Origin of the sequence: Clostridium sp. JN-1, from assembly GCF_003718715.1 — a bacterium.
Classification (GTDB): Bacteria; Bacillota; Clostridia; order Clostridiales; family Clostridiaceae; genus Clostridium_AV.
On sequence record NZ_CP033465.1, the window covers coordinates 1052098 to 1063269 of the forward strand.

Consider the following 11172-nt stretch of genomic DNA (forward strand, 5'->3'; position numbering starts at 1 on the left):
TTTCCCAAGTGAGGTGTAAAAACAATGAAAAAAGGTTTAACGTAATGGAAACCATTTATATTTTCGTTTGATTTACTTCAGTTGACGTGGAAATCATCTAGATTTGATTTATCCCTAGGTGATTTTTTATCATCTTGGAAAATTAAAAAATCTCAAATAATACATTTATTAAAAGTGACAGTTAAATGGGGTTTTTAATTTAATAATATTTTTAATTGTGTAAACATTTGTATTTATTTAATGATTATTATTATAATATGGATCTTAAAACTAAAAATGGTTTTAAATATTATTATAATGTAAGGTAATGAAAAATGATTATAAATCATAATATTAATGCATTAGATACATGCAATAAACTTAATTCTGCAACAAAATTGAAATCTAATGCTATGAAAAAAGTATCTTCAGGACTGAGGATAAATGAAGCCGCAGATGATGCAGCAGGTTCTAGTATATCAGAGAAAATGAAGGCTCAAATTAGGGGATTGGAACAGGCTGGAGAAAATATTCAGGATGGAATATCACTTGTTCAAACAGCAGAAGCAGGACTTGGTTCAATTCAGGATCCAAATCTTTTAAGAATGAGAGATCTTATAGTACAAGCATTGAATGGTACGTTAAAGCAATCAGATAGAATGATAATTCAAAATGAGCTTGATAATGTAAAGGCAAATATAGACGACATAGCTAATGACACTGAGTTCAATACTACAAAATTATTATCGCCTCCATCTATAGATGCGTCTGTTCAACCAAAATGGACGCCTGGAACTGCTGATATTATATTTGTTGTGGATAGAACCGGAAGTATGCAGTCACTAATTGATTCTGTACGGGATAACATAGATGGATTTATTGATAAAATAACAAGCAATGGAATTGATTTAAATATGGGACTAGTAACCTATGGGGATATTAACAATAGTGAGCCTATTGTAAAAAAGGACATGATTAATGATTTGAGCGATTTTAAATCTTACTTAACTAATATTAAACCAACAGGTGGTGGAGATCTTAATGAGTCTGGTCTTGAGGGAATTGCTGACACATCCAGTGGAGCGCTATCCTATAATTTGAGATTAGATTCAGCTAAGCAGTTTATTTTAATAACCGATGCACCTGTTCATGATAACAATTCAGATGGTGATGGTGGAGATTGTATGTCAAGTTTTGATATTGATGATGTAGCCACAGAACTCAAAAATAAAGGAATTAAGTTAACTGTAGTAAGTAATGATTATTATAAATCACAGCTTAGCAGGCTTTCAGATCCAACTGGAGGTGATTATATAAACATTAATTCTAATTTTAAAGACCAATTAAGCAGCTTTGCAAGTAAGATATTAACAGATGCTGGTTGTAAAAAGGAGATAAGTACAGAAGAAATGCCTAAGCTTCAGTTACAAGTGGGAGCAAATTCTGGTGAACAATTTCAAGTGGAACTTTTTGATGCAAGAACTAAAAAACTAGGAATAGATGATATCAAGGTTGATCCGATTGAAGAAGCAGAAAAATCTTTAGAAAAAGTAGATAAAGCTATAAAGATAGTATCAAGTCAGCGTGCGAAGTTTGGTACATACCAAAATGCTTTAGAACACATAGAAAAAAATGTTGATAATTATGGAAGCAGTATATCTAGTGCAGAATCAAGAATTACGAATGCAGATATGGCAAAAGAAGCAATGGAAATAACTAAAAATAGTATAATTGAACAATCAGCTGAATCAATTTTGAAGCAAGCAGAAAAAATGCCGGAAAGTGTTATTAATCTAATGAACAAATGGCAAGGAAATACTCAAGAATAATTTTTCACCCCAGGGGTGTAAATCTTGGAAAATGATTTCATATACAAAGTATAAAAGTAAAAACTTTATTGGAGGAATGAGCATGGACATAGCAGCACTATCAATTATAATGAGTCAGTCAAAGGCACAGACAGCAGCTAGTATAGCAGTAATGAAAATGGCTATGGATACTGGTAAGGAAAATGCTGTACAGATGACAGAAATGATGAAGAATGTTGCAGTAGACCCTAATCTCGGTAATCACATAGATGTTAGTGCCTAATGCAGATGGATGAAAAAGAAGAACTAAAGCAAGAATTACAGCAGGAACTGCAGTGGGTTCAGTATAGGCAGAAGATTTTGGACATAATGAAGGAAAAGCTACTGCAAATGAAGCAACTAGCACGGAAGGCTAAGCAGGCTAATCTTACTGCAGGAGAGCTGGAAGAAATAAATGCTAGGCTAAACAACTTAGCAACACAGGTTAGAGCATTAGATGTAGAAAGCAGAAGAACAGAAGATGGAAAAATATTAGAATGAGCGCTAATGGCCGGGAAGCAGCTAGTGGTGCTCATTTTGCTATGGGGGCTATTCCTATTTTTAGAGCAAACAGGGCACAGTTTTTACCCCAATAGTTTTCCCGAAGTAGAAGTAGAGTGTATCTGCAGCTGCCATTGTTATTAAAATTAAAAATAAGGTATAGTGAAAAACATAAGTATAAATAGTTCACGTAATATAGACTCGGATTTTGATGTAAAAATGGGTTTTTCAAAAGAAGATTATTGTTAAATATTAAAAGAAAACTTTATAGTTTCTTTTTGTTTAAATGAAAATTAAATATGGTAAAATATATAGCATAAGGGGTGTGAGTTTTTTGGAAAAGGAATTTAACATTACAGGAACTTGTATACCACATATGCATTATATGGTTGATACTTCAAATAAGATAGATAAAATAATTAAGTTAATACAAAAAGGAAAGTATTTCATAATAAATAGACCAAGGCAGTATGGAAAGACTACAACTTTATTTTTACTTAATAAAAGACTTAGGGCAGATGAAAATTATTTACCTATAAAAATAAGCTTTGAAGGTATTGGAGATTCTGTTTTTGAAAATGAAGAAGGTTTTTCGAAAGCTTTTTTACAAATAATAGAGAGAAGTTTAATGTTAAACAATAAAAATTTATCAGATTTTCTGAAAAAAGAGAGAGTTAAGGTTCAAAATTTAAATGATTTATCAAATGTAATAACTGAATTGGTTATGAAGGCAGATAAAAAGGTAGTTTTAATGATAGATGAAGTTGATAAGAGCAGTAACAATCAACTTTTTCTAAGTTTCTTGGGAATGCTTAGAAATAAGTATTTACAGAGAAATGAAGGAGAGGATGTTACTTTTCACAGTGTAATATTGGCAGGTGTACATGACGTGAAGAGTTTAAAAATAAAAATAAGACCTGATGAAGAGCATAAATATAATAGCCCATGGAATATAGCTTCTGATTTTGATGTGGATATGAGCTTTTGTAAGGAAGAAATAGAAACAATGTTAGATGAATATATAAAGGATAAAGGAGTAAGGCTTGATAAACAGTATTTTTCAGAAAGGCTGTATTTCTATACTTCGGGTTATCCTTTCTTAGTAAGTAAGCTTTGCAAGATAATAGATGAGAAAATAATGCTAGAAGGTGAACTTGAGTGGAAAAAGGAATATATGGATATGGCTGTAAAGAAACTTTTAAATGATGATAATACAAACTTCCAGAGTTTAATCAAAAATATTGAAAATAATAGTAAACTAAAAGAAATGATAAAGAGTTTACTTATAGATGGAAATAAAATTAACTACAATATAAATAATCCCATTATAAATATGGGAATGCTTTATGGAATATTTAAAAATGAAGATAATAACTTAAAAATAAATAATAGGATATATGAGCAGGTAATTTATGATTACATGAGTTCTTTAATAGAAACTTCAACTGATGTGAGCTTTTACAACGAAAGGTCGAATTTTATAAAAGAAGATGGAAATCTTGATGTAAAAGAGATACTTTTAAAATTCCAGCAGTTTATGAAACATGAGTATTCGGAAAAAAGGAAGACATTTTTGGAGGCAGATGGCAGATTGTTGTTTTTAGCTTTTATAAGTCCCATAATAAATGGCACAGGTTTTGCCTTTAAAGAAGTGCAGGGCGGAGAAGAAAAGCGTTTTGACATAGTTATAACTTATAATAAAAAAATGTATATATTAGAACTTAAAATATGGCATGGTGAAGAATACCATGAAAAAGGACTTATTCAGCTGGCACAGTATTTGGAACAGTACAGCCTGGATACAGGATATCTGTTAATATTTGACTTTAGAAATCTTAAAGGTGAAGCTGGAAAAGTGAATGAAACTAGTGTTAATATAGGCAGCATGGAAAAGAATATAGTGGAAGTTTACTGCTAGAATATTTTCACCCCAGGGGTGAAAATTTTGGAAAATGGCAATAATCAATAACACAAGGAGGTTTTTGATTATGCCAACGACGATAAGAAAATGGTATCCTGGTGCAAGTTATCATGTTACTGTAAGGGGGAATCGTAGAGATAATATATTTAAAGGTAGAGCAGATTTTTTATACTATTTAAATTTACTTGAAGAAACTTTAGAATATTATATATATGATAAATATGAAATAATGAGTTATTGCTTAATGAGTAACCATGTTCATTTATTGATTAAAGCGAGCGAAAAACCTTTGGGACAATTTATGGGTAGAATAAGCAGTAAATATGCAAAATACTATAATAGAAAATATAATTATGTTGGGCATCTATTTCAAGGTAGATATTATTCGGAAATCATAAAGTCAGATGCACAAATGCTTGAAACAAGTAGATATATACATCTGAATCCAGTCAGGGCTAAAATAGTTGAAAAGCCTGAAGCTTATGAATGGAGCAGCTATTCTATGTATATTGGTGAGGAGAAAGAAAAACTAATCTGCAGCGAACTACTGTTATCTTATTTTAAGGGCAATATCGAAAACAGAAAATTATATAGAAGATTTGTTGAGAGTACCCCAGGGGTGTAAATTCTGGAAATTAAGATAAAAAGAAGAACTAAAACAAGAATCATATGATATAATTAATAAAAGTGAATATTTTTAATATGGGTGATTAAAAATTACCCCAGGGGTGTAGTTTGTTTATGAGGGGAGAGATAAATATATGAATATGTTAGTTACTGGAGGAGCTGGATTTATAGGACGCTGGGTAGTAAAAAAACTATTAGATGATGGTCATAAAGTTGTGGCATTTGATAATTTATCTAATGGAAGACTTGAAAATATAAAAGAGTTTAAAGGCAGTGACAATTTTAAATTTATAGGTGGAGATATAAGGGATAGGAATAAACTAGATGAAGTATTTAAAGAAAAGTTTGACATAATATATCATTTAGCTTCATCTATAGATGTTCAAGATAGTATAGACGATCCGGAAACTACTTTTAACAATGATACTGTAGGCACATTTAACATACTTGAAAGAGCTAAAACACAAATGTTTGGCAAAAATGGCAGGTTAAGTGGAGATGAATGGATTTTAGATTCTATGGAAGATACATACCCATGTAAAGTTGTTTTTATAAGTACTTGTACAGTTTATAGTGCAGCAGAAGATAAAAAGCTAGATGAAAAGTGTCCTGTTAAACCACTTTCCCCTTATGTTGGAAGTAAGATAGCAGCAGAAAATATGGTACTTTCTTATTTTAACGCATATAAGCTTCCAGCAGTAGTAGTAAGACCTTTTAATACTTATGGACCATTTCAAAAAGCCAATGGTGAAGGTGGAGTAGTTGCCATATTTATAAGCAATTTGCTGCGCGGCAGAAATATAAATATATATGGTTCTGGTGAACAAACTAGGGATCTTCTCTACGTTAAAGATTGTGTAAAATTTATAGCTATGGCAGGATATTCTGAAAGGGCTAATGGTGAGATAATTAATGTTGGTACTGGAAAGGATGTTACTATAAATAAATTAGCTGAAGTAATTACAAAAAATAAAGTTAAAATAAAACATACAAAACATAATCATCCTCATGGTGAAATTATGAGATTAAGATGTAATTATGATAAAGCAAAAAATCTTATCAATTGGGAACCAGAATATACTTTGGAAAGAGGAATTGAAGAAAGTAAAGAGTGGATGAAAGGAACTTTTTTAATTACCCCAGGGGTGTAAATATTGGAAAAAGTGGAACGTACCTAGGTACGTTCCACTTTTTCCAATATTTACACCCCTGGGGCAGCGTTATACTGCATTTTTCTTACTTTCTAGAAACTTTATGTTGTCAGCTTGAACTAATGTAAAGTATCTTTTGTTTCCGCTTTTATTTATGTAATTTCCAGTTGTTATCTTACCGCTTATTCCTATTAGTTTACCTTTTGTAAGGTGCGGACATAATTTACTGGAATGGTTGCTCCAGTAGGCTACCTGAATAAAATCTGCTTCTCTAGTACCATCTTTAGTGAAAAAATCTCTTTCTACGGCAAGTGTAAATCTTACAGCGCCCCTTTTGCTATTTTCCATTTGAAGGAGTTCGGCATCACGAGTAAGCCTTCCTATTAGCATTACCTTATTCAATTTAAGACCTCCTAATATGTTTTTTATAATTATGTCCCCATAATCAATAAATAAACATATTAGAAAAAAGCTTTTTCAAAATTTGGTACATCCAATGGCTTCCCGAAGTAGTATCCTTGAACTTCATCACAATTTATACTTTTTAAAAAATTTAACTGATTTTCAGTTTCTACACCTTCGCATATTATGTTTAAGTCTATATCGTGAGACAATATTGTTATAGATTTTATAATAGCCTTCTTTTTGTAGTCATTTTCTATGTCATCCATGAAACACTTATCTATTTTTATAGTGTTAAGAGGCAAGTCTTTTAAATAATTTAATGAAGAATATCCTGTTCCAAAATCATCTAATGCTATTTTTACATTTATATCTTTTAAAGATTTTAAAAGGAGTGCTACTTTTTTTATATCTCTTATAGCTGTGCTTTCAGTTATTTCAAGTTCTAAAAATTTGGGGTCAAGTCCTGTTTCATTTAAAATGCTTTGAACCGTGCTTATAAAGTTTACTTCTTCTAGCTGCTTTTCGGCAGCATTTACAGATACTTTTAAAGGATAAGAGGTTTTCTTATGCCATATTTTCATTTGTTCACAGGCTTTTTTTAAAACAAATTCACCTATTGGAACTATAAGGCCTGTACTTTCTGCTGTTGGTATAAAATCTGATGGCATTATCATTGTGCCATCTGGTTTAATCCACCTTAGGAGAGCTTCTACTCCTATAAGTTTATTATTGTTTATATTTACTTGAGGCTGGTAGAAAACTTCAAATTCATTATTCTTTAGTGCTAATTTTAAACTATTTTCTAATTTTGCATTTTCCAAAGTTTCGGAAAATATAACATTACTGTATATTGTATAATTGTTTTTAGAACAATTTTTTGTATAATACATTGCACTACTTGCATAGTTTAGAAGTTTATTCATGTCACTTGAATGATCTGGAAATATGCTTACACCAATAGTTGTATTTATAGAAAGAGGTATATTCTTAATTGTAAAAGTATAGTCATTTAAAACCTTATATAAACTTTCCATAAATGCTTCTAAAGTATGTTTATATTTTGTATCTTTTATTATGAATATAAATTCATCACCAGAGTACCTATACAGCTTATGCCCTTTATCTTGAAATTTTTTGAAAACTTTTGATACTTCATTTAAGAACATATCACCTATATCATGACCTAGGGTATCGTTTATTATTTTTAAATTATCTATATCCATGAAGATTAAAAAAAATCTATTTTCTCCGCTGCATAAAGTTTTTAAGTCCTTTTTTAACATATTGTTATTCGGAAGATTAGTTAGGCTGTCATAATATGCTATTTTGTATAATTTATCTTGCCACTTCTTTTTTTCGGTAACATCTATTATACAACCTATCAGTCTAACAGGGATACCATCTGAATTATAAAAGATTTTGCAATAACACTTTATCCAAGTATAGTTTTTATCAGGCCGTAAAACTTTACATTCACAGCTAAATTGATCTTTATTATTTTCAATAGAATCATTTAAAACTTTTAAAAAAGTTCCTTTAACGCTAACTTTTAGTGAATTTATTAAATTCATATAAGTTTTTTCACTATACCCAAGTATCTCCAAAGAGCTTTGAGAAAAATATATAACATTGCTTAATAGATCCCATTCGCATATTCCTTGCTTCGATACTGAAAAAATAGATTCAAAATCATCAACTTCAAAATGTGAAATCCTTTTAAATTTGTATGTTGGTTTCGTTTTGTACTTCATGTAAAAACTCCTTTATAAGCTATTGTTTATTAATTACTGCGTATGTTATATTTTAAGATTTGAACACTTATTTAAATTATAATATATATAACTATATTATTAAATAAAAATAAGGAATTTTATGAGTTAGCGGCAAGTTAATCTAGATATGGGTACACATTTAAAATTACTTAGATATAATTGACAGTTTAGCCATTACATTGTTAAAATAAAATAAACAATAAAATTATGATAGGATTATATTAAGGTGGGGTTGAGTATTGGTTAAAGATGAAAAAGTACTTATTAGTAAGAAGTGTATAAATGATATTATATCTGGGTTGAGTTCTATAAAAGTTGTTTCAAAAGAAAAGAGTATAAAAAAAGAAGCAGAAAAACTGCTTAAATTAGTTCAAGATGAAATTAGTTTAGGTAATATGTCTCTAGAAGACAAAATAAAAGAAAAAATGAAAGAAACTAAAAATACAGATCCAGATATGAATGCAAACCTATATATTTTATATCGAAAGCTTATGAATAATCAGATAACTCAAGAACAAGCTCTTAAATTATTTCAAATGTACGTTAAAATAGAACCTTATGAAAGTAAGGCGTTTTAGAAAGTTGAACCTATAAAGCTTTAATTCATGCTTTATAAGGTTTATTTTTCTCATCTATTAAACTATATTTTTATTTCAACGATAATAAGTGTACATTAATTAAATAAAATCATAGAAAGGAGACTTTGAACTCAATGTATTACAGAAAGTTTACATACGTATTGAAAGGCAAGAAGTTAGCTGCCGCGGTTTTTGGAATAGTATTAGCATCTGCAATTAGTTGTACTAAAGTATGTGCAGCTTCTGTAGAGATAAGGTACGACGGCATGGATAGGTATGAAACTGCTGCAAAGGTATGTGAAGACGGCTGGAAAACTGGAAGTAATTATGCCGTTATAGTAAGCGGTGACGATTTTCCAGATGCTCTATCAGCTGCTCCTTTAGCTAAAAAATATAATGCACCAATACTGCTTACAAATAGAGATGTACTAAATCCTTATACTTCATCTGAGCTTGGAAGGTTAAAAGTAAAAAGTTTATATATAATAGGTGGAAAAGGGGTTGTATCACAGAGTATACAAGATGCTTTAAATGCAAAGGGAATGAAAGTTACGAGAATTGGCGGCTCAGATAGATATGAGACAAGCATAGCAGTTGCAAAAGCACTTGGAAAACCAAAAGAAATTGCGGTAGTAAATGGGGAAGAATTCCATGATGGAATGTCTATAGCCCCTATAGCAGCACTTAAGGGCATGCCAGTTATACTAACTGAGAGAAGTTACGTACCCTCTGCAGTTCAAAAGTATTTAAAGAGTAATTCCAAGGTTGATCAAACATATGTAATAGGTGGAAATTCTGAAATAAGCAGCAGTATTATAGGAAGTTTCCCAAATGCAAAGAGAATTGGAGATGGAGATATTTATAGTAGAAATACAGGTATAATAGAAGCTTTCCAAAATGAAATTAGCACGGGAACACTTTATGTAGCTTCTGCCAAGGATTTCCCAGATTCATTAGTTGCAGCAGCAATAGCACCTCAAACTAAATCTCCAGTGTTATTTGTAGATGACTATATTCCGCAGACAGTTCAAAATTTTCTAAGATCCCGTATAGTCAATAATATAAAGATACTTGGAGGACTTGGTTCTGTAAGTTATGATACACAGCAAACTGTAACATACTTACCTTTAAGTGTATCGAGTACAAATAGTATAACAGATACTATCTGGCAAAATGATAAATACAATTTAAGACCAACAATAGTTGTAACAGCTAGTGATGGAAGCATAAAAGAAGTGCCAGTAACTTGGAATATATCTAAAGTAAATACGTCTAAGCCTGGGATTTATACTATAAATGGGAAAGTTGATGGAATGGATCAAGATGTTACTATGACTTTAGTTATTAAGCCAGTACCTACAAAAATAAATGATATAACAGCATCAACATCGAGTGAAAGTGATTATTCTTTTCCTGAAACAGTTAGTGCACAAATGTCAGATGGTACAACAAGCAGACTTCCTGTGACATGGGATTATGGCGTCCAGCAGGGTAATAAACCAGGTGTATATGTATTTCAAGGAACTGTTGATCATTATTCTAAAAAGGTAAAACTTACACTTACAGTATCAATACCGCCGCAGATAATTTCTATAGCAGATATAAAACTTAAACTTCAAGAGTTCAATGATTTTTATTCATCTGCATATTACATAAATGTACCTGCTAAGATGAGTGATGGTACTACAAAACAGGTTCCTATAACATGGGATATAAATAGTAAGACAGAGTATCCAGGATATCCAGGAGTATATCAGTTTACTGGAAAGGTTTCAGATTATGATCAAGATATAAAAGCACTTATTATAACAGGAAATGCAAGTGATCCAACACCTGGTCAGCCAGTAACTCCAATAGATCCTATTCCAGGTACAGGGGGAACTTTAGTTAATTTACCAGATATAGATATAATGGAAGGAGATCCATATAATCTTCCTAAGACTGTAACTGATCCAGCTTCAGGCAAGAATGTTAAAGTTACATGGACGACAAGTACTATAGATACTACTCCTATTTCAACTGATAGTGTTGAGACAAGTAGGGTTAGTGCAATTAATTTTATAGGTACTTCGACAGCTTCCGATAATCAATTTGCACTTACAGCAAATGTAAGACCTAAGATTATGGGTATTGAGCCTGATTCACTAAACATTCCAGTTAGCGCTTTAGAGTATCCTAATGGAACATATCCTTTACCTTCTAAGTTGACAGCGGTAATGCAGGATGGAAGCCATAAGAGTATAAGTGTTGTGAACTGGGATAAACCTGATATCCCAATAAGTGCAGGTCATACGTATTACATTAAAGGAACAGTTAAATGGTATAGTACTCCAGTTACACTTACTTTAACTGTAACTCAGTAAATATATTTTAAAAATGTTAATTAATAAG

The 11172-nt window shown here is 31.1% G+C and carries 10 protein-coding genes; 8 read left to right on the forward strand and 2 right to left on the reverse strand.

Annotated features, from left to right (window positions below; genetic code table 11):
* The first annotated feature begins 314 nt into the window (after positions 1-314).
* The 6 genes from EBB51_RS05160 to EBB51_RS05185 all read left to right on the forward strand — a co-directional run bounded on the left by EBB51_RS05160 (position 315) and on the right by EBB51_RS05185 (position 6026).
* Complete coding sequence (locus EBB51_RS05160) at positions 315-1808, forward strand: flagellin (RefSeq protein ID WP_123053479.1); 1494 nt, start codon at positions 315-317, stop codon at positions 1806-1808.
* A gap of 31 nt (positions 1809-1839) precedes the next feature.
* Positions 1840-2070, forward strand: coding sequence for a YjfB family protein (locus EBB51_RS05165; protein ID WP_347560945.1), 231 nt, complete (start codon positions 1840-1842; stop codon positions 2068-2070).
* A complete protein-coding gene (locus EBB51_RS05170) occupies positions 2070-2327 on the forward strand; it encodes a hypothetical protein (protein ID WP_243103915.1) in 258 nt (85 codons plus the stop codon). Before EBB51_RS05165 ends, EBB51_RS05170 begins: the two co-directional genes overlap by 1 nt.
* 334 nt (positions 2328-2661) lie before the next feature.
* Positions 2662-4245: an AAA-like domain-containing protein gene (locus EBB51_RS05175; RefSeq protein WP_123053481.1), complete on the forward strand. Its 1584-nt coding sequence runs from the start codon at positions 2662-2664 to the stop codon at positions 4243-4245.
* Positions 4246-4315: 70 nt separating this feature from the next.
* The gene (locus EBB51_RS05180; RefSeq protein WP_123053482.1) at positions 4316-4873 is read left to right on the forward strand and encodes a transposase; all 558 of its coding nucleotides are present in this window, start codon (positions 4316-4318) and stop codon (positions 4871-4873) included.
* A 136-nt stretch (positions 4874-5009) separates the two neighbouring features.
* Positions 5010-6026 (forward strand): SDR family NAD(P)-dependent oxidoreductase, encoded by a 1017-nt coding sequence (locus tag EBB51_RS05185; protein WP_123053483.1) that lies wholly within the window; start codon positions 5010-5012, stop codon positions 6024-6026.
* Positions 6027-6095: 69 nt separating this feature from the next.
* On the opposite strand, the gene ssb is transcribed toward EBB51_RS05185, so the two are convergent.
* Both ssb and EBB51_RS05195 read right to left on the reverse strand, forming a co-directional pair.
* On the reverse strand, positions 6096-6428 hold the full coding sequence (ssb, locus tag EBB51_RS05190) for a single-stranded DNA-binding protein (protein WP_123053484.1): 333 nt from the start codon (positions 6426-6428) through the stop codon (positions 6096-6098).
* Positions 6429-6487: 59 nt separating this feature from the next.
* Positions 6488-8182 carry an EAL domain-containing protein gene (locus EBB51_RS05195; RefSeq protein ID WP_123053485.1) on the reverse strand — a complete coding sequence of 565 codons (1695 nt, stop codon included), beginning with the start codon at positions 8180-8182 and terminating at the stop codon, positions 6488-6490.
* A 260-nt stretch (positions 8183-8442) separates the two neighbouring features.
* Here EBB51_RS05195 and EBB51_RS05200 point away from each other — a divergent pair, with 260 nt between their 5' ends.
* Together EBB51_RS05200 and EBB51_RS05205 are read left to right on the forward strand one after the other, a co-directional pair.
* Entirely contained in the window at positions 8443-8781 is a 339-nt protein-coding gene (locus EBB51_RS05200) for a hypothetical protein (protein WP_123053486.1), read from the forward strand.
* Positions 8782-8915: 134 nt separating this feature from the next.
* Positions 8916-11144 (forward strand): cell wall-binding repeat-containing protein, encoded by a 2229-nt coding sequence (locus EBB51_RS05205; RefSeq protein ID WP_123053487.1) that lies wholly within the window; start codon positions 8916-8918, stop codon positions 11142-11144.
* The last annotated feature ends 28 nt before the right edge of the window (positions 11145-11172 follow it).

What these genes read in the sequence shown, in the direction of transcription:
- EBB51_RS05165 (WP_347560945.1), top strand. Translation starts at nt 1,840, where the DNA reads ATGATTTCATATACAAAGTATAAAAGTAAAAACTTTATTGGAGGAATG.
- EBB51_RS05195 (WP_123053485.1), bottom strand. Translation starts at nt 8,182, where the DNA reads ATGAAGTACAAAACGAAACCAACATACAAATTTAAAAGGATTTCACAT.
- EBB51_RS05205 (WP_123053487.1), top strand. Translation starts at nt 8,916, where the DNA reads ATGTATTACAGAAAGTTTACATACGTATTGAAAGGCAAGAAGTTAGCT.
- EBB51_RS05160 (WP_123053479.1), top strand. Translation starts at nt 315, where the DNA reads ATGATTATAAATCATAATATTAATGCATTAGATACATGCAATAAACTT.
- EBB51_RS05185 (WP_123053483.1), top strand. Translation starts at nt 5,010, where the DNA reads ATGAATATGTTAGTTACTGGAGGAGCTGGATTTATAGGACGCTGGGTA.
- EBB51_RS05170 (WP_243103915.1), top strand. Translation starts at nt 2,070, where the DNA reads ATGCAGATGGATGAAAAAGAAGAACTAAAGCAAGAATTACAGCAGGAA.
- EBB51_RS05180 (WP_123053482.1), top strand. Translation starts at nt 4,316, where the DNA reads ATGCCAACGACGATAAGAAAATGGTATCCTGGTGCAAGTTATCATGTT.